The sequence below is a fragment of the Melioribacter sp. Ez-97 genome (genome assembly GCF_051488665.1).
In the GTDB taxonomy this organism is placed as follows: Bacteria; Bacteroidota; Ignavibacteria; order Ignavibacteriales; family Melioribacteraceae; genus Melioribacter.
Genome location: NZ_JBPSEG010000031.1, coordinates 1 through 1185, shown reverse-complemented (window position 1 = coordinate 1185; position 1185 = coordinate 1). Strand labels below are relative to the sequence as shown.

Below are 1185 nucleotides of genomic sequence, written 5' to 3'. Positions count from 1 at the left end.
ATATAATAACTTGAACAATATTACAAACATTGGTATTTGCCTTTATAATACTTCACCAAGTCTTTTTTACAACACTATACAAGGAAGTTCAGGCAGTTACGGCTACAACGGTATTAGATGTGAAGAATATTCCTCTCCGTATATAGCACATAATACCATAAGATATTTTACAACTGGTGTATGCAATTACCGCTATAGCTCGCCAATTTTTTCAGAATATGGTTTTAGCGAAGGTCATAATAAAATAGTAAGAACAAGTACAGCAATTTACGGGTGGTATTATTCGTCTCCACGGGTAGGACAAAACGGTTACCCATGGGGTTACAATTACATCGATAGCGCATCAACGTACAATGTAGAAGCTGCATGGTATACAAATATAATGGCAGAAAATAACTGGTGGGGAACAACAAGTCCTCCTTCTAATAAATTTAATGCCGTTTCGAATAGCAGTGTTGATTATACTCCCTATTTAACAAGTCCTCCAAGTTTATCAATAAGAGAGCCAGACACGTATATTTCAACAGCAATGCCAATAGCATTGAAAAAAACAAATGGGACTGCCCATATTGTTTCAGGTGATTTGTCCTCCAATTCGTTATTCGATGATGAGGACATAAAGGCGGCATTGCAATATGAAATCGAGCAAGAATATCAATCTGCATTTGATATTTATGAGAAAGTATTCAAAAAGGAATTAAATACCGCAAAAGGCAGATATGCTTTGGTAAGATTAGGTGATTGTTTCTTTAAGTTGAACAGAAAAGGGATTGATAAATACTTAGCCGGAATCTCTGAGTCTTACAAAAGCTTAAAGAAAGACGAACTTACAGTAATAGCGCTCGATTTAATAAACCGCGAATTACTTACCGACAGAGAATATGAAAAAGTAGCAGATAATATGAGGAAAATTAAAAATGAATTCAGTATAAATTCAGAGATAGAAAAGAGTGCTTTATATGGACTTATTTCATTGTATGTAAATTGTCTCGGTGATATAAAGACTGCTTCAAGTTATTATGAAGAATTAAAACAGAAATATCCTGAAGATGAGCTGCTAATCAGTAGTGAAATACTTCTAGGTAATCAGTATAGGGCTTCTATTAATGAAAAAAAGGTAAGTAATAATGAAATAAATCAAGAAGAAGTTTTATTGACGACGAATAACTACCCGAATCCATTCAA

The 1185-nt window shown here is 33.8% G+C and carries 1 protein-coding gene; it reads left to right on the top strand.

Features of this window, described 5'->3' with window-relative positions:
- Window positions 1-1185 (top strand): tetratricopeptide repeat protein (locus ACSSWA_RS14885; RefSeq protein WP_437357441.1); only part of this gene is annotated, 1185 nt, incomplete at both ends.